Below are 23,434 nucleotides of genomic sequence, written 5' to 3'. Positions count from 1 at the left end.
GGACGGCGCAGCAGAAATTTCGCTGCATGGTGGCGCATGGGCGGCCTTGGCGCTAGGCGAGGAGGCGATGGATAACAGCACACATCCCAAATTGCCGCCGCACGGCTGGATCATTCTGGACAAGCCGCGCGGGCTAGGCTCCACTCAGGCCGTTGCCGCTGTAAAGCGCAATCTGCGCGAGGCGGGCTATGGCAAGGTGAAAGTGGGCCATGGCGGCACGCTGGACCCGCTGGCAGAAGGCGTGCTGCCCATTGCCCTTGGCGAAGCGACCAAGCTGGCGGGGCGGATGCTCGAATCCGACAAAACCTATGAATTCACGCTGCAATTCGGTGAGGAAACGGACACGCTGGATACTGAAGGCAAGGTCGTCCAGACCAGCAACCGCCGCCCGCCGATGGCCGCTGTGGCGGCGGTGCTGGAGCATTTTACCGGCGAGATAGAGCAGATGCCGCCTGCCTATTCAGCCCTGAAAGTGGATGGCAAGCGCGCTTATGACCTGGCCCGTGCGGGCGAGGAAGTAGCGCTGAAAACGCGCCGCGTGACAATCCATTCGCTGGCCCCTGTGTCCACCTATGAGGCAGGCGAAACGCCCGATTCTACCTTTGCCACCACGGTTGGCAGGCCAGATCCGTTCAACCCGGCCGCGCCGCTGGAAATGGCGGATGCAGTCACGCTGGTTACAAATGTGTCCAAGGGCACCTATATACGGTCCCTGGCGCGGGACATTGCCCATGCGCTGGGAACGGTGGGTCATGTGACCTATCTGCGCCGCACGAAAGCCGGTCCGTTCACGCAAGCCAGCGCGATTTCGCTGGACAAATTGAACGCGATAGGTAAGGGCGCGCGACTTGAAGACGTAATTCTGCCGCTGGAGGCAGGGCTGGACGACATCCCGGCTCTTCCTCTTAGGTCCGACACGGCAGAAGCGGTCCGCCAGGGCCGCGTCCTCGCAGGACTGCCCCAACCAGACGGGCTTTATTTGGCAAAGGCCGGCACAGTGCCGGTCGCGCTGATGGAAGTATCGGACGGGACGGCCAGGGTCGTCAGGGGTTTCAACCTTCCCGATGTCGCGGAGTATAATGAATGACGGTATCTGCAGAGCGTAAGCAGGAAATTATCAAGGACAATGCCCAGACCACGGGTGATACCGGTTCGCCGGAAGTCCAGGTAGCCATCCTGACCGAACGTATTCGCAATCTGACCGACCACTTCAAGGCCAATCACAAGGACAACCACTCACGTCGTGGTCTTCTGACGATGGTTAACAAGCGTCGCAGCCTGCTCGCCTATCTCAAGAAGATCGACGTAGCGCGCTACAACGCACTGATCCAGAAACTGGGTCTGCGTAAATAAGAGTTTTGCGAAAGGCGGCTCCACCATGGGGCCGCCTTTTTGCTTATGGGCAGTTTCTGCAATTCGGCAGAAAGCTCACAGGGCGCAAATAGCCCTACACCGGTCCGGGCCGGTATCCCCGGAAACAGAAGGCCCCGCGCGGCAATATGGCTGGCGGGTTCAGAAGGAAAATACATGTTCGACACTAAAACCGTATCGATGGAATGGGGCGGCAAAACCCTCACCCTCGAAACTGGCCGCATTGCCCGTCAGGCCGATGGCGCCGTGCTGGCAACCTATGGCGAAACCGTGGTGCTGTGCGCCGTGACCGCCGCCAAGAGTGTGAAGGAAGGGCAGGATTTCTTCCCGCTGACCGTCCACTATCAGGAAAAATTCTCTGCAGCAGGCCGGATTCCCGGTGGCTTCTTCAAGCGTGAGCGCGGTGCGACCGAAAAGGAAACACTGACCAGCCGCCTGATCGACCGTCCGGTTCGCCCGCTGTTCCCCGAAGGTTTCTACAACGAAATCAACGTAATCGCGCAGGTTCTTAGCTACGATGGTGAGACCGAGCCTGATATCGTTGCTATGATTGCAGCTTCTGCTGCGCTGACCATTTCCGGCGTTCCCTTCATGGGTCCGATCGGCGCGGCGCGCATCGGCTATGAAGATGGCGAATATACGCTGAACCCGGCGCAGGCGACTGCAGCTGACGGCGCGCTTGACCTGATCGTGGCTGCCACTGGCAATGCCGTGATGATGGTGGAATCCGAAGCGAAGGAACTTTCGGAAGAAATCATGCTGGGCGGCGTGATGTTCGCGCATGACGAGATCAAGAAGGTTGTAAACCTGATCATCGATCTGGCCGAGCAGGCTGCCAAGGATCCGTGGGATGTTGCAGTCAGCGACACTTCCGCGATCAAGGAAAAGCTGGCTGGCGTTGTGGGCGGCGATATCGCTGCAGCCTACAAGCTGACCGACAAGTCCGAGCGTTCGAACGCGCTGAATGCCGTTCGTGCCAAGGCCAAGGAAGCATTTGCCGGCGAAGATGGCCAGACGCAAATGGCAGCTGGCAAGGTCGTCAAGAAGCTGGAAGCAGAAATCGTTCGCGGTGCCATCCTGAAGGACGGTACGCGGATTGACGGACGCAAGACTGACGAAGTCCGTCAGATCGAGGCGATTGTCGGCTTCCTGCCACGCGCGCATGGTTCATCGCTGTTCACCCGCGGTGAAACGCAGGCGATCTGCACCACCACGCTGGGCACCAAGGAAAGTGAACAGATGATCGACGGGCTGGAAGGCCTGACGTATTCCAACTTCATGCTGCACTATAACTTCCCGCCCTATTCGGTGGGTGAAGTGGGCCGTTTCGGCGCACCTAGCCGCCGCGATATCGGCCACGGCAAGCTGGCATGGCGCGCATTGCGTGCAGTGCTGCCGTCCAAGGAAGATTTCCCTTACACCATCCGTGTCCTGTCAGACATCACCGAATCCAACGGTTCATCGTCGATGGCTACCATCTGTGGTGGCTGTCTTTCGATGATGGATGCCGGCGTTCCTGTGACGCGCCCTGTTTCAGGCATTGCCATGGGTCTGATCCTGGAAGGTGATGATTTCACCGTCCTGTCCGACATTCTGGGTGATGAAGATCACCTGGGCGACATGGACTTCAAGGTGGCCGGTACCGAACAGGGTATCACCACCATGCAGATGGACATCAAGGTTGCCGGGATTACCCAGGAAATCATGACCCAGGCACTGGCGCAGGCCAAGGCTGGTCGTGCCCACATCCTGGGTGAAATGGCCAAGGCACTGACCGGCGCCCGGACCGAACTTTCGGCCCACGCACCGCGTATCGAAACGATGCAGATCGACAAGTCGAAGATCCGTGACATCATCGGCACCGGCGGCAAGGTCATCCGCGAAATCGTGGCTGAAACCGGCGCCAAGGTTGATATTGACGATGAAGGCCTGATCAAGATCAGCTCTTCCGACCTCAGCCAGATCGAAGCAGCACGCAAGTGGATTGCCGGGATTGTGGAAGAAGCCGAAGTCGGCAAGATCTATGATGGCAAGGTCGTCAACATCGTTGATTTCGGTGCATTCGTAAACTTCATGGGCGGCAAGGACGGTCTCGTCCATGTGTCCGAAATGAAGAACGAGCGCGTCGAAAAGGTGTCCGACGTTCTGTCCGAAGGGCAGGAAGTAAAGGTCAAGGTTCTCGAAATCGACCAGCGCGGCAAGGTTCGCCTGTCGATGCGCGTTGTTGACCAGGAAACCGGTGAAGAACTGGAAGATACGCGTCCAGCCAGAGAGCCACGCGGCGACAAGCGTGATGGTGCTCCTCGTGGCGACCGCGGCCCACGCCGTGGTGGCGGTGGCCGTGATGGCGGCCGTGATGGCGGCCGTGACGGTGGCCGGGATCGTGGCCCACGCCGTAGCGGCGGCGGGGACAATGAAGGCGGCAATCGCAGCAGCGAAGGCGGCAACCCCGACCACATGCCAGACTTCCTCAAGGACGACTGATTTCAGTCGCCTGATCTGAAAAGGGGCCGCGAGGGAAACCTCGCGGCCCTTTTCATTTGTCCAGCGCGCGTCCATGTTCGCCGCTCTTCACCAGCCAATGGCAGCAGGGGTATTTCACCATGGCTAAAGCGCAGCAGCGGCCCGATTTCGAGCTGGCAGGGCACCGGATCGCGGCTGGCACCAGCGCCACGATCGACATTCCGGTCAGCCGACTGTCCACCAACACTGAAATTTCCATGCGGGTGCGCGTGCTGCACGGCCGTAAGCCCGGCCCGGTCATTTTTGTCAGCGGCAGCGTGCATGGGGACGAAATTATCGGGGTGGAAATTGTTCGTCGGCTGCTGAAATCCGTGTCGGTCAAACGGCTCGCAGGCACGCTTCTGTGTATCCCCATCGTCAATTCCTACGGCTTTATCGCGCACCAGCGCTATCTGCCTGACCGGCGTGATCTCAACCGCTGTTTCCCCGGTTCGCCGCGCGGATCGCTGGCATCGCAGCTGGCGCACACCTTCACGCAGGAGATCATCGCCCGCAGCGATTTTGGCGTGGATCTGCATTCCGCCGCGCTGCACCGAACGAATTTGCCGCAAATCCGCATCAGCGAAGGCCGCCCACGGGCGGAATTGCTGGCCCAATTATTCGGCGCGCCAGCCGTCATTGTCTCGCCCTTGCGCGACGGCTCGCTGCGCCAGACCGCTGCCGCTTATGACTGCGAGGTGCTGCTGCTGGAAGCAGGCGAGGCATTGCGGTTTGACGAACTGGGCATCAGGATCGGCGTGAAGGGTATTTTGCGTGTCATGGCGGATTTGCAGATGGGCGTCCCCTATCAGAAGGAAACCGCCGCCCGTTCCATCCAGAGCCGCCGAACCCTGTGGCTGCGCGCCCCTGAAGGCGGCATTTTCCGCGCGGCCAAGCGGACCGGGGCATTCGCCGTGTCCGAGGAAATCGTCGGCCAGATCTCCGACCCTTTCGGCGACGAGGATATTGCCGTGCGCACCCCTATTCCCGGCATCATTATCGGCATGAGCAATCTGCCGGTGGTCAACCAGGGCGACGCGCTTATTCACATCGCCGAAGTCGAAGTGCCGGGAACCGCGCTGCACCGGCTGAACGCGATTGAGGATGCCGCCTTTGCCGATCCGCTGTTTGACGAGGATGAAATCGTCTGACACCGCTCCTCCCTTCGCCTATAGGAAATACCCTGCTGCGCATAAGCGCCGATGACATTTTTTGGAAACTGACACAATGATCGCACGCGAATTGCTCGGCACGGCACAAGTGCCGGGGGGTGAGGAACTCAAACTGTTCAGCCACGGGCGCGATTTCATCATCGGCCTTGGCCGCAATGAACTGATGTCGACACGGATGCAGTTTTCCGAAGAACAGCTGGCGGATCTGACCATCGACCGGCTGACCAATTCAGCGCCCCAAGTGCTGATTGGCGGCTATGGCATGGGCTTTACCCTGCGTGCCACGCTGGAACGGATCGGGAAGAAAGGCCACGCCACAGTGGTCGAACTGGTGCCCGAAATCATCGAATGGGCGCGCGGCCCGATGGCGGAACTGACGGGCGATTGCCTGGACGACCCCCGCGTGACCTTGCGCATGGGTGATGTCGGCGATGCAATCGAGCAGACGGCCGAAGGCGGCGCGCCGTTTGATGCCATTTTGCTGGATGTCGATAATGGCCCGGATGGCCTGGTGCGCGAAGATAACAATCGGCTCTATTCACGCGAAGGCTTGCGTTTTGCCCGCCGTGCGCTGGTGAAGGACGGCGTGCTGGCAATCTGGTCTGCTGCGCCGGATCACAAATTTACCCGCAAGATGGAATCCTGCGGTTTTGACGTGGAAGTGCGCGAAGTGCGCGCCCGGCCCAACAACAAGGGGCCGCGCCACACCATCTGGTTTGCTCGCCCGCGCTAAAGCAAGCCGCATCGATCTATGGGCAATCTATGTCTTGAGCCGCAATGCGCCGAGATAGTCCCGCTTGCCCAGCGCCAGCCCCTTCATCCGCAAAATGTCATAGGCGGTTGCGGCGTGAAAATAGAAATTGGGCTGGCTGAAACTGAGCAGGAAATCCTGCACCGTGAAATCCATTCTGAGCCGGTCGCCAATCTGGAAGCGCATGTCATTGCCGGCCAGATTTTCCAGCTCTGCCTCGTCCACAGCTGACAGCATTGTGGTGGCTTCTGCCAACTTGTCCCGCAATCCGTCGAAACTGTCGGGCGGAGGGCTCATTTCCGGGGTGAACAGCCCGGTCTGTGCGCTGGCAACCGCATGGGCAGAATGTGTCCAGCAGCTTTTCACCTGGTAGGAAAACGGCAGCATGTCATCAATCAGGCGCGCACCGATAATTTCCTGATGGCTATGGCCGTGTTCATCACACCATGCGTGTGCCTTGTCGACAAAACCTTCGACGGAGCCAAGCACCTGCATCATGCTGGGGATGAGTGCGGAATGAAGTGAAAGCGCCATAAAATTGCCTTGGGACTGTTGATCGCAAACCCAGTCTAGCGGGCGGCATGGCGGCGGGACAAGGCCTTATCCCAGTTTGATGATGGTCTGTGTCAGGCGGGCAACTTCTGCCGGATCATGGCTGACATACAACATGGGGACCGACAGCTGCGAATGGATCCGCTCGATCATGCCCAGAACCTCCTCACCGCGCGCCTTGTCGAGCGATGACAGCGGTTCATCAAGCAGCAGAAATTCAGGGCCAGACATCAGCGCCCGCGCAATTGCGACCCGGCGAATTTCGCCGCCGGACAATGTCGCGGGCCAGCGATCCGCCAGCCCGCCAATGCCCAGCACGTCGATAACGGCAGCATGGTCCACATCAGTGTGCGCCGCGCCGCGCATCCGCATGCCATAAGCAAGGTTGGCGGATACCCGCAGGTGGGGAAACAGCCGCGCGTCCTGAAATATATAGCCGCAGCGGCGGCTTTCGGCAGGCAGGCTGACATTGCGCTCGCTATCGATCAGCGTGCGGCCATTCACCGAAATCTGCGCAAATTGCGGCGTAATCAGCCCCGCCACACAATTTAGGGCAGTTGTTTTCCCGCAGCCTGAAGGGCCGGTTATCGCAACCAGACTGGCATCGGAATGATGATCGATTGCGATGGAATTTTCACCGGTCGCATGACGCAGCACAATATCAAAGGACATGGGCATTACCGCCGCTGGTCCGCCTGACCAGCCATTCGCTAGCCAGCAGCGCGGCCAGCGACAGGACGATGGAAATGATTGCGAGACGCGTCACCACGCCTTCTGCGCCGGGAACCTGAAGGCTGGTATAAATTGCCAGCGGCAATGTCCGTGTTTGCCCGGGAATATTGGAAGCAAAGGTAATGGTCGCGCCAAATTCGCCCAGCGAGCGGGCAAATCCCAGTACCGCGCCTGCCAGAATGCCGGGCAGACTGAGTGGCAGGGTTATGGTTCGGAAGGCATGCCACGGGCTCGCGCCAAGGGTTCTGGCAGCGCCGACCAGCTTGCGGTCCACCGCGTCGATCGAAAGGCGCATGGCGCGCACCATCAGGGGCAGGGCCATCACCGCTGCCGCCACCGCCGCGCCGGTCCAGTGAAACACCAGCGTTACGCCAAGCCAGTCGAGAAGAATGGAGCCGATGGGGCCATTGCGGCCAAGCAGCACCAGCAGCAACCAGCCGGTCACCACTGGCGGCACCACCAGCGGCAGATGGACCAGCGCATCCAGCAGGAACCTGCCGGGAAAGCGGCGCCGCGCCAGCAGCCACGCCAGCCCATAGGCCAGCGGCAGGGTCAGCGTAATGGCCACCAGGCTTACTTTCAGGGACAGACCAATGATGGACCATTCAAGGGGCGTTATCATGGCTGTGCGACAGGGCTGAAACGATGGTCTGCAAAAATTGCCTGCGCTGTCGCAGATTTCAGAAATGCCAGAAACCCTGCGGCATCGCGGTGGCTTGCCGTCTTCAGCAGGGCTGCCGGATAGCGTATTGATGGCTGGTGCGCGGCGCTGATCATGCCTGCCAGCCGCACCTGCTTTGATGATGCCAGATCGCTTTCATACACAATGCCGAGCGGCGCTTCCCCCCGTTCCACCAACGCCATGGCTGCACGGACACTTTCGGTAGGGGCAATCTGCAGCCTGATGGCATCCCACACGCCGAGGGAGCGAAGCGCCGCGCGGGCGTAGCGCCCGGCCGGCACACTGTCAGGATCGCCCATCGCCAGCCGCCCGCCAGGGTCACCATTGCCGAGCCGGGCAGCAAAGTCGGCCATTTCTATAGGTGGGTCAGTTTGCTGTGCGGCGGCGGGGGCGATCAGCACCAGCCGGTTGCCGACGATGGCAGAACGCGTGCCGGGCTTCAGCAATCTCCGCTGCTCGAGCCGGTCCATCCATTCCTCGTCCGCCAAAAACGCAATGTCGGCAGGCGCACCATGTTCAATCTGACGGGCCTGTGCCGGCGTTCCGGCAAAGGCGAGGGCGGGGCGGGGGTGCCCTTCCAGCATCCACGCATCGGCCACATCCTCAAGGGCTTCCTGCAGGCTGGCTGCCGCCAGCACGACCGGGCCCGTTTCTGCTTCCTGATGGTCAGTGCAGGCCGCCAGAGCAAGCAGCACGCCTGTCAGGAAAATGGATTTCAGGAAAGAAGCGAAACTGCGCATTGATCTGACGCATAATCAGCCGGATGAGGCTGGTCATCCCTTTTATTGCGCCGCGCCAGCGGTGCAGACCTGCAGCGCAACATCAGTGCGACCTTACCAATATGCAAAAATGCGCTGCACCTTATGAAAAAAAAGGGCGCGTTCCTGTTCGAAACGCGCCCTTTTTCCTGATTTATGCAAATTGCCTCAGCGAACGCGCGGTCCGCCAAATGGCAAGGGCGGGGGCGGACGGCGCGCACCGCGGGGCAACTGTGCCTGGAAGGCCCGTCCACAGTGTTCCACGCAATAAGGGAAGCCGGGGTTCACATCCTGACCGCAGAAATGGAAATCCGGTTCGCCGGGGTGGCCCATGGGCCAGCGGCATACTTTGTCGCTCAGTTCCAGCAGGCTCGTCTTGCTGGCAATGTCGGCGCTCGGCTTTGCCGGCACCAACCTGCGCGGCGGGGCTGGCGGAATGGGGGCCTGCTGGTCGCCAGGGCCCTGACGCAAAAAGCCGCCTGGCCCGACAGAGACAATCTTGGGCAGATTGGTGGAAGGATTGGGCAAGGGCTGCGAGGGGATACCGCTTTCGGCGGCTTTTGGCCGCGATGGCTCCTCGTGCTGCTCTGGCTCAGGCGCGGGTGCAGAAACTGGGCCGGCTTCCGGCGGCTTGATCGCCTCGGGTTTGGGCGCGGTAGCCTTTTTAACCACTGGCTTGGGCGCGGGCTTCTTCTTCTCGCCCTTATTGTCGTTCGCCTTGACCGGGGAAGGGCGCGATTTGAGGCCCAGCCGATGGGCCTTGCCAATCACTGCATTACGGCTGACGCCGCCAAGTTCTTCCGCAATCTGGCTGGCGGTCGATCCACCTTCCCACAACTTTTTCAGTGTCGCGATGCGTTCGTCAGTCCAGCTCATGCACTCTTATCCAATAAACGATGGTCCAGCTGGGCTTGCCAGCAGAAGCAGTTGGCACTAGGCGCGCCTTCATGGCCGATCAAGCCCGCACCCAAGAAAACTCTGATGCGTCCCTTGCCCCGGCAACCGGGACCGGAAACGCTACCGGCGAGGGAAGCCGGTTTCCGCCGCGCGGTGTGCCAGTTATTCACGGCATTAATCGCATCGGCTTGTGGAGTCTCTATATTAAGGAGGTTCGGCGATTTCTCAAGGTGCAGACTCAGACGATTTGGGCCCCCGCGGTCACAACATTGCTGTTTCTGGTCATTTTCACCGTCGCATTGGGCAGAACAGGCCGCGAAGTCCTTGGGGTTCCATTCGCAACTTTTGTGGCGCCCGGGCTGATTGTAATGGGCATGATGCAGAATGCCTTTGCCAATTCCAGCTTTTCGCTGCTTGCCGGCAAGATCCAGGGGACCATCATCGACTTGCTGATGCCGCCGCTTTCCGAAGGGGAACTGATGGCAGGCATTGTCATGGCGGCCGTCACCCGCGCCATCATGGTCGGCTGCACGGTGGCGCTCGCCATGTCTTTATGGCCGGGGGTTTCGCTGGGGGTTGAACATCCGTGGGTCGTGGCGTGGTTCGGGCTGATGGGCGCGGTTCTGCTGGCTTTGCTGGGGTTGCTGGCATCCATCTGGGCCGAAAAATTTGATCACAATGCCGCGGTCACCAATTTCGTGATTGCGCCATTGTCCCTGCTGTCAGGCACTTTTTACGTAATCGACAATCTGGCACCTGCGTTCCAGGCCATCAGCCGCCTGAACCCGTTCTTCTACGTTATTTCCGGTTTCCGCTTCGGCTTTCTGGGGGAAAGCGACATTGGGGATACCAACACAGCCGTGTTGGGCGCCGCCGCAGGGCTGGGCGTGCTGAACCTGCTGCTGGTGGTCATTGTCTACAAGGTGCTGAAATCAGGCTGGAAGCTCAAAGACTGATATTCGTGGCTGCGTTGCGGAGCGTGCGAACGCCCTGCGCTTGATGGCAGCCTTGCAGCTTAATGCGTCAGTGACCGCCGCATCCGGTAGCGTCCATCTTCAAAATCGCCGAACAATTCTGCCACAGTCGGATGGTCAACCGGGCCGCCATCGGCATCACCCAGCAGGTTCTGCTGGCTGACATAGGCGACGTAGGACGATTCCTCATTTTCCGCCAGCAGGTGATAAAACGGCTGCTCGCGCTTGGGCCGAAGCTCCTTGGGAATGGATTCGTACCATTCGTCGCTATTAGCAAACACCGGGTCGATATCGAAAATCACGCCGCGGAAATCGAACATCCGGTGGCGCACGACATCACCAATCGCGAAGCGCGCTTTTGCATGGCGGGGCACATCAATGGTGCGGCCGGCTGCTTGCGAAAAGAACTGGATACGTTCCATAATGGTGGGAATATAGACCTTCGCAGGTGCGAAACAAGTTATCTGGCACTTTCTTCCACCAGGATTGCATGATTTGGATGTGCGAAGGGGCTTGGCAAGTCGCCGACCTTGGGCTAACCGCCTCGCTCCCAACCGACCGGGGTGCAGTTTTCCTGCCCCTCAAGCGCCGCGGAGAGATGCCGGAGTGGTCGAACGGGGTAGTCTCGAAAACTACTGTGCGGGCAACCGTACCCAGGGTTCGAATCCCTGTCTCTCCGCCAGCGCGCCTGCAAAATTGACCGATGCGCGCTTAAGGTTCGTCAGGCGATCGCGGGAAGGAGCTTGCCCTTCAGGGCCGCGATGATGTCGCTGACGGGCAGGCTGGCATCCACTTCCACCACATTGAGGCCAGCACTGCGTGCGGCATTTGCGATTTCGCGGGGTAGCTCGATGCTTTGCTGCAGGAGGTGCGCAATATGTGGGGCGTCCAGCCCGTCAAACCGGCTGAAACCGGCTTCGCGTCCTGCAATTCTCTGTGCTGCGTATCGGGGGCTGATTTCCAGGACGATAATATGCGTATCGCGGCCTTTGAACAGCTGACGGATGAGCGGGGCCATGTTTGCAGAGGCGGAAGACTTCTGGCCTGATGCGAAATGGATGGACATCAGATGCTGTAACATGCCCTGATCGAGCATGATTGCCTGACGGTTTTGCAATTGCCACTGCGACATGACGAGAATTCTGGCCATGCGGTTCAGCACGTCACTTTTGAGCGATTTGTTTGCGGCCAGGAAACGCAAAGCTGACCAGACGAGCGCGGGTTTTGCTGCAAGGCCAAGGGTCACGAGGAGTTTCTGGTGCGTGGGCAAGTCTGTCCATGCTTTTGCCAATTGCTTGCGGGTGGCGAAAAGGCCGTGTTTCATCAGCCCATTGGCCACGGTCGATTTTCCGGAGCCGGGGAAGCCGACGAATTCGATCAGCAGCCCATTGCTGCTCGATACGCGAGGCGGCGGTACGCCAATGGCTGGACCGGCTGCATGGCCGCTGACAGCAGGCAGGCTGCGGAGGAAATTTTCCGCTTCTTCCCTTGATTTCAGCTTTATAACGGCAACATGTTCAAATTCCGGCTGCTGCAAGATCTTCCGGTATTCGCGGCGTTCCCGGATGGTTTTGGACAATCTTTGCAAGCGTTGCCGCCAGCTTGCTGCTGCTGCGGCTGGTGATGGCTGGATATTTTGCTGGGGCGCACTGGCCGCGCGCGCGCGGCGCGCAGCAAGATAGCGCCGGCCCAGGCTCGCCGCGATGTGGTGCAGTGGGTATTCCAGCAGGATGACAGTATCGGCGCGATGCCATATCTGGCCGCGTATTATTCGGTAATGGCCATCAATAATCCACGCACCATCGGCCACCAGTTGCGTTACGCGGCTGGCAAAGAGGCTATCGTCTTCTGCCCGTATGTCCGTAGCGCTGCGCAGTGCATCGAGTTCATGATGCGGCAAAGACAGCACATCGGACAAACGCCGGGCGAGAAAGGTCTTGCCGCTTCCACTGGCCCCGACAATCGAAATGCGCTGCCCGATATGACAGGGAATGCGATTTGTCAGGTGCCCGCTTTTCACGATTCCCGCCTTTCATGAAACCTAACTCTCGCGCTGCCGGCATTCCCGCAGTATCATTTTGCCGCCGCGGCCTATCGTGTTCGCCGCACTGGCCATCGTATCACTCAAACAAAAGTCATGCTGCAACGTGGCTCGGTAATCACTGTGTAACTTTACTTAGAAAGACTGATCAAAATGGCCGTGACTGTCAAATGAGGGCAGGATTGCCGCGTGCGAATATGCGGCGGCGGTCAAGCATCTGGTGAAGGTTGGGAAAGCGGCAGATGGCAAAGTTGAATTTGATGCGTTTAAGGCGTCTTGATGATAAAGGATCTGATGTCCCATAAACACAAACCACTGGGCGACTGCTAATCCCATGCCGACAAACAACACCGAAAATCCAATGAGGGGTGCTCCTGTCCAGTCTGGAATTGGACAGCGGCGGCGGGCGCGCAAGCTGTATGTGTGGCGGTGGCCCGGGCTGCTGCGGCTGGCCATTATCGCAGGCGGCGCCGCGGCGCTGTGGGGCGCGATCTGGTGGCTTTTTTTCTGATTAGGGCTGTCACCTTAGCGCCTGAACACTGCCGCTGATTGGCATACGCCAGTTTGAGGGCCGCATTATTTACCTGTTTTGGTAAATGTGGTAGACCAAGCCCCAGAGCATTTGGGGGGACTTGGCAAAATGCAGCCATCATTCATCCTGATTATACTGGGCATGACTTGTCTGCTTCTTTTTGCGTATCCGTATTTTATTTATCCGGTCATCCTGAAAACTCTGCCTATTCTGCCTGTAAGGCGAGGGGCCTTTGCAGGCCGGGCGAGCTTGCAATTCTGTGTCCATAATGAAGAAGCCGCGCTGCCGCAGAAGCTGGCCAGCCTGAAGCGTCTGAAAACCACGATGCCCGATCTCGAAATTCTCGTCTTTGACGACAGTTCGACCGACGCATCAGCGCAGATCCTGTCACAGGAGGATGGATTGCTGACACTGGTCAGGGGCGTTGACCGATGCGGCAAGGCGGCAGGAATGAAGCGGTTGGCGGCCATGGCGCAGGGCGACATCATTGTTTTTACCGATGCCAATGTAATTTTTGCAGACGATGCAATCCAGAAACTGCTGACCTATTATGCCGATGGCAATGTGGGCGGCGTGTGCGGCACGCTGCTCTATCAGGACGAAAGCCCGAGCATCACGTCGGAAATCAGTACTTCATACTGGAGTCTTGACGAGCGGGCGCGCAGTCTCGAAACTGCCACCGGCAATGTGATGGGGGCAGACGGGTCGATCTTCAGCATCAGGCGGCACCTGTACCCTGATTTTCCAGATACGGTGCTGGACGATCTGACCGTATCCATGAGCGTGATTTTCCAGGGCCGCCGGTTGATCAAGGCGGATGATGTCATTGCCTATGAGCGCAGCGTGGCGGTGCATGATGAAGAATTCCGCCGGAAAATCCGCATTGGTGCGCGCGCGTATCACACCCATTCCTATTTGCGCCCGCAATTGCGTCAGATGCAACGGATCGACCGCTTCAAATATGCCTCTCGCAAACAAATGCGCTGGTTTGGCGGTTTGTTTCTGGGTCTGGCTGGCCTGTGCTTTGTGGGCGCTATCGCCGGTTATTCGTGGATTCTGGCCGCAGGCGCGCTGGTTGTTGCAGGGGCAGCGGCAATAGTTCTGCAGCGGCTTGGACCGGCCCTGATGGCCAAACCAATCGCAGCGGCGACACTGATTTTTGCCACGCTGTACGGAGTGATCTTGGGCATGACCGGCCGCACTTTTGTCACCTGGGCGCCTGCAAAATCGCGATGACGAACCGGATTGCCCTTCGCAATCTGGCGCGCGGCAATGTGGCGGTGCGGCGTGAAAGTTAGCTACATCTTCCCGCAATTTCTGGTGCCAAGTCAGGCCTTTGCCCTGTCAGACATCCTTGCGCTGAAAAATGACGGTCACGCTGTCACCGTTTACACCATCAAGCCTCCGGCGAAAAACCAGCGCCAGCTTGACCTTGAACGTGGGATACCGCCAGACTTGCCGGTGATGCGGCCAGCGCTGGGCGGGGCGGCGCGGTGGCTAAAACTTTGCTGGCGGTCACGCGCCGTGCTGTGGCGGTTGAGCGGGCAAATTCTGAAGAACATACGGCGCCAGCCCCGCGCTGCGCTGGGCGCATTGCTGGCCCTGCCCCGCTGCGCGGAAATTGCCGAGCATATCAGCACGCAAGCGCCAGACGTGGTCCATTTGTTCTGGTCCCGCCATGCCAGCCTGATTTTCCCCATCCTTAAAAGCCGCCATTCTCCGGTGCTGCGTTCGGCATTTGTCGGCGCCTATGATCTGGTGGCGGATGATTTCCTGACCCGCATGGCAATTGACGAGGCGGATGTCCTGTTCACCCATGCAGAAGCCAACCGGCCTTATCTTTCCCGCAGGGCGCAGGCGGGCACGCCGCTGAACGTGGTTCATCGCGGCATTCCCATCAGCATTGACGCGGCTGACAGCCCGCAGCGGGACCGCAATCTCTGGCTGACTGCTGCTGCCCTCTACCCATCAAAAAATGTAGCGTCGGTCATCCGCGCTTTTGCCCGCGCATATGGCCATGATGCAAAGTTGCGGCTGGAGATTTTCGGCGATGGGCCCGACCGCGCCCGGCTTGAAAAACTGGCTGCGGCGCTGGTGCCGGACGGTGCCGTGCGTTTCTGCGGCCATGTCAGCCGCGAAAATCTGATGGCCAGAATGCAGCAGGCAGCGCTGTTCCTGCTCCTGTCCACCAAACCATCGGAACGTCTGCCCAATGTTATCAAGGAAGCCATGCTGGCGGGATGCAGCATTATCGTTTCGCAAAGTGAGGGGATTGAAGAACTGATCCCCGACACGGCATTGGGCAAGATCGTCAACGCGGATGATGAACCGGCCATCGACCGCGCTGTGGCAGAACTGGCCGGTGAACCTGCCGCAGCAGCAGCGGTACGGCGAACAGCGGCACGGCACCTGATCGAACAGAAATTTTCCGCCGCACACAGTATGCAGCAATATTGCGCGGCATGGGCTGCGGCCCAAAGCGCGGCAGACGGGCCTGCCTTGCCCATGGGCACTGCGGAATGAAAAAGGGGTCCCTCACCGAAGAAGCGGTTGACGGGATGGCGTGGCAGGTGCTGGCGATTGCGGCCAACATGGTGCTGCGTGCCGCAGTGCTGATCCTGCTTGCGCGGACCATTTCCGCGCGCGAATTCGGCATTATTGCGGCGGCCACGGTCGTCACCAGTGTCGCCAACCAGTTCAGCCAGATCGGCATTTCGCGCGCGGTGGTGCAGCGGCTTGTCCTGACGCGCGATCATATTCAGGCCAGTTCCGCGATTTCACTGTATACCGGGCTGGCAGCGGCAACCGGCATTTATTTCACAGCAGAACCCGTGTCGGCGGTTTTTCGCATACCGGAGCTGGTTCCATTTATCCGGTTTCTTTCGCTGACGCTGCTGTTCAGCAGTCTGGCTGCTGTGCCGGGCGCGCTGATCCAGCGGGCGCGGCGGTTCCGCGTATTGGGGCTGGTGGAACTGGGCAGTTTCGTATTCGGATTTGGCTTTGTTGCCCTGCCGCTGGCGCTGCTGGGGTTTGGCGCATGGTCATTGGCATGGGCCTATATGGCGCAGGTCAGCAGCCGCATGCTGACGCTGCATATTCTGGCTCGCCCCAAGCTGGGCTTGTGGGCAAAACCGCAGGTCGCGCGCGAATTGATCCATGTGGGCTACGCATTTTCTTTGGGGCAGGTGGGCAATTTCGTTGCGCTTCAGATTGATTATTTTATTGTTGGCCGTTGGCTGGGGGCAGAGGCGCTTGGTTTTTACAACCGGGCATACCAGTTTCTGATGCTGCCAGCGCAATTGTTTGGCCGCGCTGCATCGACAGTGTTGTTGCCATCCATGTCATCAATCCAGGATCAGCCCGAACGGGTTGCGGCAGCGTTTCAGCGCGCCATTGGCGTCATTGCGATGGTCACCATCCCGGTTAGCGGCATTCTTATCATTCTGGCGCCGGAAACCGTGCATTTCCTGCTCGGTAAAAGGTGGGATGCGATGGTTGCGCCGTTCCAGATACTGGTCGCATCCCTGCTGTTCCGCACAAGTTACAAGATCAGCGATTCTGTGGTTCAGGCGATGGGGTCCATGTATCAGCGTGCGTGGCGTCAGTGGGTCTATGCAGGCCTTGTGGCATCGGGGGCCTACGCCGGTTCAGCTTACGGCGTTGCCGGCGTTGCTGCCGGGGTTGGCCTGGCGGTAATGGCCAATTTCCTCCTGATGTTCGATCTGGTTCGGCGGATTACCGGCCTTGCCGTGATGCCGGTGGTGATCGTGCATCTGCGGCATCTGGCCATGTCGATGCTGCTGGTGGGGCCGGTGTGGGTGGCGGTCCATTTGGCGCGGCGGGCGGCGCTGGGGGATTTGCCGGTCCTGCTGGCGGGCGGGGGCGCTGCACTGGCGGCAGGCAGTGTCCTGTGGTTTGCACTCAGGCCCGCCCTGGGCGATGACGGGGTCTGGCTGCAGAAGCTGATTTCGGCCAAATTGCAGCGGTTGCGCCCCGATAAGTAATAACGCGCTCTATTCGGCAGGTGCGGGCTGGAGGCGGGGGCTGCGGGCCGAGAAGATCCGCCGCGCCAGCCGCTGGCCGGGCCGTTCCACCCAGATGTAAATGCCCGATGCCAGCAATGCGATCAGCGCAATGGTAAGCGCAATCGCGAAGGCGGCGCCAATTGGCCCGAGGCCATCAGGAAACTGGGTGATGACCAGCATGCCGATGTTCTGGTGAAGCAGGTAAAAGGAATAGCTGCACACGCCCAGCCATTGAAGGGGCCGCCAATTGAGGAAGCTGAGCAGTTTCCGGTTCAAGATCAGCATTACGAACACGGCGATGATACCGGTGATGACCAGCGCTGTGCCCATGCCCTTGGTAAAGCCTTCAGCAAGGGCAGTTGCAGCAGACAAGCAAAAACCTGCAATACAGGCCGCGCTGCGCTTGCCCGTGAACAGTTCGTAACTGAACACCCCGACGACAAAAAGCGGGAGGTAATCGGGAAAGAACAGCAGGCGGATCAATTGATTGAGAGTATTTGTAGCTGCGGTGCCGGTCAGCATGTCGGCCAAGGTGGCGGCCAGGCAGAGGACCAGAACGGCAATCGCATAATGTTTGCGCGAGACGAAAAAATAGAGGAGCGAGATAAGGATATAAAACCGTATTTCGACAAATAGCGACCAATAGGCTCCGTCGATAAACCGCACATCAGGCAGCAACCAGCCCCACAATTGGGGCGAAGTGAAAGTCCATGACGGGACAAAACCCTGCCAGCCTACCCGGCGAAAATCTGCAAAGGGCGTATCGGCCAGGTGCATGGCAGTAAAAGTCAGCAGCGAACAGGCCACCATCGCAGGCATCAGCCGCGACATTCGCCGCACCGCAAATTCATTGGGAGCCTTGCTTGCCTGCAGGGTCAGCGCGATCACGAAGCCGGAAATGACGAAAAACAGCTCCACCCCAAGGGAGCCCAATTGCCAGACAGGCCAGACGCGAAAAGAGTAAGGGTAAAATTCGGGGAAGCGATAGAGATAGTGGTAACAGGCCACCGCAATGATCGCGATGCCGCGCAAACTGTCGAGTTCGCCCAGCCGGTCCCGCCCGGGAACCGGTGCATTTGTCATGTCAGCGCCAGAACTTGCCTTGGGGTCGATTGCCGTGTTCCTTTACCAGGCTTGCCTGAATTGCAGATAGCGGGCGAAAATCATGGCCGCAGCATTGTGCCGCGCTGCGAAAGGGATTTTGTAAATGTCTGGCGCGTCAGCCGCAGCTGACCGGGCAGGGACCGCGCAAAATGCCGCGGCGCACCATCGTCTGGCTGCGCTAATTTCATCGCGGACACTGCGCCAATCGCAAACCAGATCAACGTATCATTCCAGAACGGGCCGGAATTGTGGAACAGGATATGGATCACGTAGGGAATGAAATAGATGAGGAAGATTTTGGACCGGGCCAGCAGCAAAACCGCCAGCGGCAGCGCCAGTAACAGCCCGATCCCGTAAGTGTTGAGCATACTCAGCGGGTAATTGTGCAAGTCCCGGTCGCGCACGGCATCGGCGCCTGGCAGCGTGTAGATTTCATGCCAATATTTGCTCCAGTGAGCGAAAGGTTCAAAGCCGAACCCATAGCCCAACGGATTGTCCAGAAACAGCTTCCAGCCAAGCGTCACAAGCGGCACCCGGGTCAGGGCAGACCGGTCAGCCGATTGGGCAATGCGCAGATTTGCCGATTGCATGGCATCAAGCAGGACGGGAAAGAGAAAATAGGCAAAGATGGCAAGGCCAAGCAACATGGCAGGGAGCATCGCGCCGCCCTTGCGGGAAGCGTAGAAGGCAAGGAAAATGCCTGCGCCGAGAATGGGCGACCGGTTGCCGCTCACCGCAGAAAAAACGAGCAGGAACAGAACCGCGCCAACCACTACCGGATCAAGCCACGCGCGCTGTTTGTGCCCGGGCGCCAGCCCCACACGCGTGATGGTGACAGCAGCAAAGGCAATGCATAGCTGGGTTCCCAGATGGATGGGCGAGAATGACAGCCCCATTGGCCGCCCTTTGAGGAAATATTTCACTTCCGCCATGTTCTGCCCTTGAATCTGGCCAAGGGTTTCTCGGATCTGCCATGCCCATCCAGCCCCTGCGAACTGGACGAGAGCGACCAGCGCGCTCAACCCCACCACCGCTGCGACTGTCAGCAGAACAGGCCGTGCCCCGCACAGATGGGCCACCATTGTCGCCAGAAGCACTGTCACGATAATCTGCAGATGCACTTCGATCAGCGAACCGATGATGACAGGGGCCGGTGCGCGGTTGATCAGGCTGACAAATGTGCCCAGCGCTGCCAACAGGATGGCCAGCCACACCAGCCCCGACTGGCGGCCCAGCGCATGACGAAACGCGGCTGGATACTGGAGGGTGGCCAGACCCAGAAACGCCACTGCCAGTGCAGCCCGGACTGGCAGCGGGCCAACTTTCAGCCCGATCAGGGCGATGTTGAGCAATAACAGCACCGCCATCCCGCCAAGCAGAGCGGTGCGTTCAAGCGCATTGATGCTTTGCGTACGGCGCGCGGCCGGCGCATTGGCCCGCGCCCGGCGTCTGGCTGCCAGGCGGTCAGCAAAGGCAGATTGTGTCATGCCCGCACCATCTAGCGGGCGTAATAATTGTTGTAGCCGTAACGCACTCCGGCGATCCGCGGGCTGAATTTCGTCAGAATTGCGCCGATCTTGGTGTGTTGGGGCAGGCGGCCCACAGCAGAAGCCAGATGCGATTTGTCGATCCAGTTGGCTTCCACCACCATCACCGTTACTTCGGCGGCCTGCGACAGCAGGACCGCATCTGCCAGACCAAGGATCGGCGGACCGTCAATCAACACTATGTCGGCCAGTTCAGACAATTCTTCCAGCACCGGACTGGTCTTTGACTGCGCCAACACGCTGACAGGCGGCATCGTCAGATTGCCTGCGGCGATGGCCTTGAAATCCTCCCCGTCGGGCTGGAAAACGGCCTTGGCAAGTTTTCCCTTGCCTTCCAGCACGTCTGCCAGCCCGATTGCAGGCACCGGTCCAAGAATATTCGTCAGCGACGGGTTCCTGAGATCACCGTCGATCAGCAGTACACTATGGCCAAGCCGGGTCAGGCTGCGTGCCAGCCCGATTGCAGTGGTGGATTTGCCTTCACCGGGCATACTGCTGGTCAAGAGTACGCTTTCAGGCAGAATTCCGTCATTCAGCTGCTGCAGCGACACGGCCAGCGAATTATGCGCTTCGGCCTGCGCGGAGGAAGGATCAGCAAGCAGGCTTAGAATGTCGCCCGACCCGTCCACCTTGGGCACCACGCCCAGCGACGGGACACCGGTTGCTTCCTCAATATCCTCCTGCGTGCGGACGACATCGTGGATCTTTTCGCGCAGCAGCCCCGCAAATGAGGCGAACAGTAGCCCGCCGATCAGTGCAAGGCCGAGATTCTGCGGAATATTGGGTGACGAAGGCTTGAGCGATGCCTGCGCCCGGTCGATCATGAAGACATTGACCGGCGGCGCGCCCGATGCAGCGGCAATGTCCTTGTACCGTTGCAGCAGACCATCGTAGAAAACCTTGTTCGTTTCCGCCTCCCGCTTCAGGGAATTGAATTCCACCCCGCGTTCCTGCTCGGCCATGGCGGAGGATTGGAGCCGGTCGACTGCGGAATTGAGCTGCTGCTCCTGCTTTGCCGCAGCGGAATAGCGGGCAAAATAGGACCGGCGGATATTTTCCGAAAGACTGCCGATCATCCCGTCAATTTCGCGCACCTGTTCCGCCATTTCGCGCACGGCGGGGTATTCTTCCGTGTGCCGCTGGCGTTCCTGGGCCAGCGCCGACTGCACTTGCGCCTTTTGCGCCATCAGGTCCTGGATTGCGCGGTTTTGCAGAACATCAGGCACGGCCATGGCAGAGGTGTTGCGAACCTGTTGCCACAATTGCTGCGTCTCGATGCGCCGGGCAGTGGCATCAGACAGCGAATCTGTCAGGCTGCCCAACTGCCGCGCCACCAGCGAGCCATTATCCACGCCCAGCCCGGGCGCTATGGTCTGGGTCAGATTGGCCTTGCGCGCATAAAGCAGCGTGCGCCGCTCGGAATCTTCCAGCCTGGTCTTGGCATCGGCCAGTTGTTCCTGAAGGTAACCCAGCGCCTTGGTAGAGGTTTCTTCCTTGTCCTTGAGGCTGGAGTCGATCAGTTCGCGAGCGAAGCCATTGGCAATTTGTGCGGAAATAACCGGATCGCGGCTGGTGAATTTGATCGTGGCAATCCGCGTGTTGAGGCCGATTTCAGCCAGCAGACCGCTTTGTAAGGCAAGGAAAATCCGGTTCTGCAACTGGTCTGGCGCGGCGGGGTCAATCTGCAAGGCTTCGAGATAGCGCGGGGTAGCGGCAATTTTCAGCCTGTCGCTGACCCGGTCGGCAATCTGCCGGCTGCGCACACGATCAAGCTGGGTCTGCAAAAATCGTTCTGCATCCTGCGCTGATGGGGCCGGTTCAAGATCGGGCAGGGCAATGATGCGCGGCGGTTGCTGTTCAAACTGCACCGATGCAGCAGCGGTATATTCGCGCGGGGCAGCAAATGTCAGGATGGCGCCGATGATGAAAACGACCAGAAATGCGGCCAGCAGCGTCCAGCGCTGCCGATACGCCATCGCCATGATCTTCTGCATCGGCGTGGTTGATGGCGTTTCCCTGCGCGGATAATCAAGATCCAGCGAGACCGCGTTTTCTGCTATCGTTTTTCCTTCATAGCGCATTGGATTGACACCGTTCTTTACTGCCGGCTGCGGTTTGAGGGGTTTCTCAAAACGTCCGGAAGATATTGAAAACAGGGATTGATAGATATTCGAGCCACAGTTCCTTGAGGTTGGAAATTCCCACGACGATCTTGTCGCCCGGCAGAATGACCGGATCGGGGTCATGCCCCGCCCTGATCCGCCGGAGATCGAACCGCGCCGCCTGTTCGCGGCCATCGATAGTGCGGAAGACAAACACCTGATCCAGCGCAGCGACAGGCGTAGGGCTGCGGGCCAGAGCCATGGCCTGGATAAGCGAGGACCGGCCGGGAACAGGATAGACGCCGGGCTGGTTCACGCTGCCTTCGACTGCGATATTCTGGGATGCCGACACAATGCCGACGGACACTTTGGGGTCGATCACATAGCGCGCCAGACGCAGCCTGATTTCGTCAGACAATTGTCCGGCAGTCTTGCCCCGGACATCAATGTCACCAACCAGCGGCAGGTTAAGATTGCCGCCCTGGTCGACGATCCGGTCGGTGACGCTGAGTTCAGGTTCGCGGAAAACCATCACCGTGACCGTATCGGCAGTGCCAATCAGATAGCGATCCGTCTGCGGCTGGATGGATGGCATGATGGCATAGGCCTGCGCGCCTGCGGGGGCATCGCTGGAAATGGAAGTGCAGCCAGCCGTGCCAAGCCACGCCAGCGCCGCAAGCATGACCTGGGCCGCTGCGGCAGTATGGCCGGAAGCGCGTCTGCCCCCGGCATGCAGATCGTCATAATATCGCTCGTAATCATGCATGGCGCTAATATCCTTCCGTCCGTGCGATGGCAGGGATTGTCTTGAGCAGGATCATCAGGTCGAGCCGGAAAGAGGCCTGTTGGTGGTAGAGAACATCCAGCGCGACCCTGCGGCGGTAACTGACGCTGTTTTTGCCGCTGACCTGCCACAGCCCGGTCAGGCCGGGGGTCAGATCAAGATATTTGCCCAGATAACGCCCATAGCGATGGCATTCGGACAGGATAATCGGGCGCGGGCCAACCAGGCTCATGTCGCCTGCGAGCACATTGAGGAGCTGGGGAAGTTCATCCAGACTGCTCAGGCGCAGGAACCTGCCGATCGGGCTGATCCGCGGGTCGTGCCGCAGCTTTTGCGCCCGGTCCCATTCGCGCCGCGCTTCGGGATCGCTTTGCAGCAAAACTGCCAGGGCCTGATCGGCATCCCTGCGCATCGTCCGGAATTTCAGGCACCGGAACAACTGGCCGTTCCTGCCCACCCGTTCATGGGCATAAATGGCAGGCCCGCTGTCGGTAAGCCAGATCATCAGAAAGACGAAGGCGAAGACCGGAGCGAGGATTAGCAGGCCAGCAATGCTGGCGGTTATGTCGAACAGGCGTTTGGCAGTCAGCTGCCGCCGGCCCGTCACATAATCCGGCGTCACGGCCCCGATCACGCCGCGCATCAGCTGCTGGTCGCCCTCGGCTTTTTCGCCAATCCGGGAAAATCCGGGAAATGCTACGGCCTGTTTCGGACACGCGCTCTCGCGGCGCAAATAGTCGAACGAAATCGGTTTCGAAATTTTGCCGGACGTATTGAAAAATGCAGATGCAATGGAGGTTTCGTCCATCGTTGCATGGTCAACGTCAATATCTTCAAGAGAGCGGGGCCGGTTCATCAAGCGTGCTCACAATCCTGAACAGGCAGGAGCGCAGGTAACAAACCGTCAA

General features: G+C 59.4%; 21 protein-coding genes and 1 tRNA gene. 10 read left to right on the top strand and 12 right to left on the bottom strand.

Features of this window, described 5'->3' with window-relative positions; translation table 11 throughout:
• Nucleotides 1-67: 67 nt before the first annotated feature.
• The 5 genes from truB to GRI44_RS07970 all read left to right on the top strand — a co-directional run bounded on the left by truB (nucleotide 68) and on the right by GRI44_RS07970 (nucleotide 5,778).
• Nucleotides 68-1,087, top strand: a complete 1,020-nt coding sequence (gene truB, locus GRI44_RS07990; RefSeq protein WP_160600984.1) for a tRNA pseudouridine(55) synthase TruB — start codon at nucleotides 68-70, stop codon at nucleotides 1,085-1,087.
• Entirely contained in the window at nucleotides 1,084-1,353 is a 270-nt protein-coding gene (gene rpsO / locus GRI44_RS07985; RefSeq protein WP_160600981.1) for a 30S ribosomal protein S15, read from the top strand. Before truB ends, rpsO begins: the two co-directional genes overlap by 4 nt.
• Before the next feature lie 174 nt (nucleotides 1,354-1,527).
• Nucleotides 1,528-3,855: a polyribonucleotide nucleotidyltransferase gene (gene pnp / locus GRI44_RS07980; RefSeq protein ID WP_160600979.1), complete on the top strand. Its 2,328-nt coding sequence runs from the start codon at nucleotides 1,528-1,530 to the stop codon at nucleotides 3,853-3,855.
• 119 nt (nucleotides 3,856-3,974) lie between these two features.
• Nucleotides 3,975-5,024: a succinylglutamate desuccinylase/aspartoacylase family protein gene (locus GRI44_RS07975; protein WP_160600977.1), complete on the top strand. Its 1,050-nt coding sequence runs from the start codon at nucleotides 3,975-3,977 to the stop codon at nucleotides 5,022-5,024.
• 76 nt (nucleotides 5,025-5,100) lie between these two features.
• Nucleotides 5,101-5,778, top strand: coding sequence for a spermidine synthase family protein (locus GRI44_RS07970; protein ID WP_160600975.1), 678 nt, complete (start codon nucleotides 5,101-5,103; stop codon nucleotides 5,776-5,778).
• 27 nt (nucleotides 5,779-5,805) lie between these two features.
• On the opposite strand, the gene GRI44_RS07965 is transcribed toward GRI44_RS07970, so the two are convergent.
• From GRI44_RS07965 to GRI44_RS07945, 5 genes are all read right to left on the bottom strand, one after another.
• A complete protein-coding gene (locus tag GRI44_RS07965) occupies nucleotides 5,806-6,330 on the bottom strand; it encodes a DUF1993 domain-containing protein (protein ID WP_160600973.1) in 525 nt (174 codons plus the stop codon).
• 66 nt (nucleotides 6,331-6,396) lie between these two features.
• Nucleotides 6,397-7,026, bottom strand: coding sequence for an ATP-binding cassette domain-containing protein (locus GRI44_RS07960; RefSeq protein ID WP_332872381.1), 630 nt, complete (start codon nucleotides 7,024-7,026; stop codon nucleotides 6,397-6,399).
• Nucleotides 7,010-7,702 carry a molybdate ABC transporter permease subunit gene (gene modB / locus GRI44_RS07955; RefSeq protein ID WP_160600971.1) on the bottom strand — a complete coding sequence of 231 codons (693 nt, stop codon included), beginning with the start codon at nucleotides 7,700-7,702 and terminating at the stop codon, nucleotides 7,010-7,012. Before modB ends, GRI44_RS07960 begins: the two co-directional genes overlap by 17 nt.
• Nucleotides 7,699-8,502: a molybdate ABC transporter substrate-binding protein gene (modA, locus tag GRI44_RS07950; protein ID WP_160600969.1), complete on the bottom strand. Its 804-nt coding sequence runs from the start codon at nucleotides 8,500-8,502 to the stop codon at nucleotides 7,699-7,701. The genes modB and modA overlap by 4 nt, the downstream gene beginning before the upstream one ends.
• Nucleotides 8,503-8,688: 186 nt before the next feature.
• Entirely contained in the window at nucleotides 8,689-9,396 is a 708-nt protein-coding gene (locus GRI44_RS07945; protein ID WP_160600967.1) for a GcrA family cell cycle regulator, read from the bottom strand.
• A 71-nt stretch (nucleotides 9,397-9,467) separates the two neighbouring features.
• Between GRI44_RS07945 and GRI44_RS07940 the strand changes: the two genes are divergently transcribed.
• On the top strand, nucleotides 9,468-10,373 hold the full coding sequence (locus GRI44_RS07940; RefSeq protein ID WP_160600965.1) for an ABC transporter permease: 906 nt from the start codon (nucleotides 9,468-9,470) through the stop codon (nucleotides 10,371-10,373).
• Between the two features lie 59 nt (nucleotides 10,374-10,432).
• On the opposite strand, the gene hspQ is transcribed toward GRI44_RS07940, so the two are convergent.
• Nucleotides 10,433-10,813 carry a heat shock protein HspQ gene (gene hspQ / locus GRI44_RS07935; protein ID WP_160600963.1) on the bottom strand — a complete coding sequence of 127 codons (381 nt, stop codon included), beginning with the start codon at nucleotides 10,811-10,813 and terminating at the stop codon, nucleotides 10,433-10,435.
• A 170-nt stretch (nucleotides 10,814-10,983) separates the two neighbouring features.
• On the opposite strand from hspQ, the gene GRI44_RS07930 reads away from it, so the two are divergent.
• Nucleotides 10,984-11,073: transfer RNA gene (locus GRI44_RS07930), tRNA-Ser, on the top strand.
• 39 nt (nucleotides 11,074-11,112) lie between these two features.
• On the opposite strand, the gene GRI44_RS14125 is transcribed toward GRI44_RS07930, so the two are convergent.
• Complete coding sequence (locus GRI44_RS14125; RefSeq protein ID WP_160600960.1) at nucleotides 11,113-12,411, bottom strand: AAA family ATPase; 1,299 nt, start codon at nucleotides 12,409-12,411, stop codon at nucleotides 11,113-11,115.
• Between the two features lie 802 nt (nucleotides 12,412-13,213).
• Between GRI44_RS14125 and GRI44_RS07920 the strand changes: the two genes are divergently transcribed.
• From GRI44_RS07920 to GRI44_RS07910, 3 genes are read left to right on the top strand one after another with little or no spacing between them, the layout of a single operon-like run.
• Nucleotides 13,214-14,200 (top strand): glycosyltransferase, encoded by a 987-nt coding sequence (locus GRI44_RS07920; RefSeq protein WP_332872380.1) that lies wholly within the window; start codon nucleotides 13,214-13,216, stop codon nucleotides 14,198-14,200.
• Nucleotides 14,201-14,251: 51 nt separating this feature from the next.
• Nucleotides 14,252-15,487: a glycosyltransferase gene (locus GRI44_RS14120; protein WP_160600956.1), complete on the top strand. Its 1,236-nt coding sequence runs from the start codon at nucleotides 14,252-14,254 to the stop codon at nucleotides 15,485-15,487.
• On the top strand, nucleotides 15,484-16,968 hold the full coding sequence (locus GRI44_RS07910) for a lipopolysaccharide biosynthesis protein (RefSeq protein ID WP_160600954.1): 1,485 nt from the start codon (nucleotides 15,484-15,486) through the stop codon (nucleotides 16,966-16,968). Before GRI44_RS14120 ends, GRI44_RS07910 begins: the two co-directional genes overlap by 4 nt.
• A gap of 9 nt (nucleotides 16,969-16,977) precedes the next feature.
• Here GRI44_RS07910 and GRI44_RS07905 read toward each other — a convergent pair whose 3' ends face one another.
• From GRI44_RS07905 to GRI44_RS07885, 5 genes are all read right to left on the bottom strand, one after another.
• Complete coding sequence (locus GRI44_RS07905; RefSeq protein ID WP_160600952.1) at nucleotides 16,978-18,072, bottom strand: acyltransferase family protein; 1,095 nt, start codon at nucleotides 18,070-18,072, stop codon at nucleotides 16,978-16,980.
• A gap of 80 nt (nucleotides 18,073-18,152) precedes the next feature.
• Nucleotides 18,153-19,580: an O-antigen ligase family protein gene (locus GRI44_RS07900; protein WP_160600950.1), complete on the bottom strand. Its 1,428-nt coding sequence runs from the start codon at nucleotides 19,578-19,580 to the stop codon at nucleotides 18,153-18,155.
• 11 nt (nucleotides 19,581-19,591) lie between these two features.
• Nucleotides 19,592-21,721: a GumC family protein gene (locus GRI44_RS07895; protein ID WP_160600948.1), complete on the bottom strand. Its 2,130-nt coding sequence runs from the start codon at nucleotides 21,719-21,721 to the stop codon at nucleotides 19,592-19,594.
• A 46-nt stretch (nucleotides 21,722-21,767) separates the two neighbouring features.
• Nucleotides 21,768-22,508, bottom strand: a complete 741-nt coding sequence (locus tag GRI44_RS07890) for a polysaccharide biosynthesis/export family protein (protein WP_160600946.1) — start codon at nucleotides 22,506-22,508, stop codon at nucleotides 21,768-21,770.
• Nucleotides 22,509-22,512: 4 nt separating this feature from the next.
• Nucleotides 22,513-23,382 (bottom strand): sugar transferase, encoded by an 870-nt coding sequence (locus GRI44_RS07885; RefSeq protein WP_232843011.1) that lies wholly within the window; start codon nucleotides 23,380-23,382, stop codon nucleotides 22,513-22,515.
• Nucleotides 23,383-23,434: the final 52 nt, after the last annotated feature.

The organism is Allopontixanthobacter confluentis (assembly GCF_009827615.1).
GTDB classification, from domain to species: Bacteria; Pseudomonadota; Alphaproteobacteria; order Sphingomonadales; family Sphingomonadaceae; genus Allopontixanthobacter; species Allopontixanthobacter confluentis.
The sequence above is the reverse complement of the archived record's forward strand: the minus strand, read 5'-3'. Positions and strand labels throughout refer to the sequence as shown.

What these genes read in the sequence shown, in the direction of transcription:
- GRI44_RS07965 (WP_160600973.1), bottom strand. Translation starts at nt 6,330, where the DNA reads ATGGCGCTTTCACTTCATTCCGCACTCATCCCCAGCATGATGCAGGTG.
- GRI44_RS07905 (WP_160600952.1), bottom strand. Translation starts at nt 18,072, where the DNA reads ATGACAAATGCACCGGTTCCCGGGCGGGACCGGCTGGGCGAACTCGAC.
- GRI44_RS07945 (WP_160600967.1), bottom strand. Translation starts at nt 9,396, where the DNA reads ATGAGCTGGACTGACGAACGCATCGCGACACTGAAAAAGTTGTGGGAA.
- GRI44_RS07885 (WP_232843011.1), bottom strand. Translation starts at nt 23,382, where the DNA reads ATGAACCGGCCCCGCTCTCTTGAAGATATTGACGTTGACCATGCAACG.
- GRI44_RS07970 (WP_160600975.1), top strand. Translation starts at nt 5,101, where the DNA reads ATGATCGCACGCGAATTGCTCGGCACGGCACAAGTGCCGGGGGGTGAG.
- GRI44_RS07940 (WP_160600965.1), top strand. Translation starts at nt 9,468, where the DNA reads ATGGCCGATCAAGCCCGCACCCAAGAAAACTCTGATGCGTCCCTTGCC.
- GRI44_RS07975 (WP_160600977.1), top strand. Translation starts at nt 3,975, where the DNA reads ATGGCTAAAGCGCAGCAGCGGCCCGATTTCGAGCTGGCAGGGCACCGG.
- GRI44_RS07895 (WP_160600948.1), bottom strand. Translation starts at nt 21,721, where the DNA reads ATGCGCTATGAAGGAAAAACGATAGCAGAAAACGCGGTCTCGCTGGAT.
- GRI44_RS07960 (WP_332872381.1), bottom strand. Translation starts at nt 7,026, where the DNA reads ATGCCCATGTCCTTTGATATTGTGCTGCGTCATGCGACCGGTGAAAAT.
- hspQ (WP_160600963.1), bottom strand. Translation starts at nt 10,813, where the DNA reads ATGGAACGTATCCAGTTCTTTTCGCAAGCAGCCGGCCGCACCATTGAT.
- truB (WP_160600984.1), top strand. Translation starts at nt 68, where the DNA reads ATGGATAACAGCACACATCCCAAATTGCCGCCGCACGGCTGGATCATT.
- GRI44_RS07890 (WP_160600946.1), bottom strand. Translation starts at nt 22,508, where the DNA reads ATGCATGATTACGAGCGATATTATGACGATCTGCATGCCGGGGGCAGA.
- GRI44_RS07900 (WP_160600950.1), bottom strand. Translation starts at nt 19,580, where the DNA reads ATGACACAATCTGCCTTTGCTGACCGCCTGGCAGCCAGACGCCGGGCG.
- modA (WP_160600969.1), bottom strand. Translation starts at nt 8,502, where the DNA reads ATGCGCAGTTTCGCTTCTTTCCTGAAATCCATTTTCCTGACAGGCGTG.
- pnp (WP_160600979.1), top strand. Translation starts at nt 1,528, where the DNA reads ATGTTCGACACTAAAACCGTATCGATGGAATGGGGCGGCAAAACCCTC.
- GRI44_RS07910 (WP_160600954.1), top strand. Translation starts at nt 15,484, where the DNA reads ATGAAAAAGGGGTCCCTCACCGAAGAAGCGGTTGACGGGATGGCGTGG.
- modB (WP_160600971.1), bottom strand. Translation starts at nt 7,702, where the DNA reads ATGATAACGCCCCTTGAATGGTCCATCATTGGTCTGTCCCTGAAAGTA.
- rpsO (WP_160600981.1), top strand. Translation starts at nt 1,084, where the DNA reads ATGACGGTATCTGCAGAGCGTAAGCAGGAAATTATCAAGGACAATGCC.